Genomic DNA, 268 nt, shown 5'->3' with positions numbered 1-268 from the left:
CAATTAGGTATTACAGTTGCCTGGCTTGGAGGTAAAACTAAAGGTAGAGAACGTGTAGCTACACTTGAAAAAATAGCCTCCGGTGAGGCGCAAATGATCGTCGGCACCCATGCGTTATTTCAAGACGAGGTGAAATTTCATAATCTCGTGCTTATTATTATCGATGAACAACATAGTTTTGGTGTTCATCAACGATTATCACTGCGTGAAAAAGGCCGCTTTGGCGACTGTTACCCACATCAACTAGTCATGACAGCAACACCTATAC

General features: G+C 42.5%; 1 protein-coding gene. It reads left to right on the top strand.

The window, feature by feature from the left end; translation table 11 throughout:
• Window positions 1–268, top strand: a 268-nt coding sequence (locus tag AAEY79_RS15080; RefSeq protein WP_352289245.1) for a DEAD/DEAH box helicase, incomplete at both ends; no start/stop codon positions are given.

Origin of the sequence: Psychrobacter sp. GW64-MNA-CIBAN-0177 (assembly GCF_040309585.1) — a bacterium.
In the GTDB taxonomy this organism is placed as follows: domain Bacteria; phylum Pseudomonadota; class Gammaproteobacteria; order Pseudomonadales; family Moraxellaceae; genus Psychrobacter; species Psychrobacter okhotskensis.
This window is presented reverse-complemented; position numbering and strand designations above follow the sequence as displayed.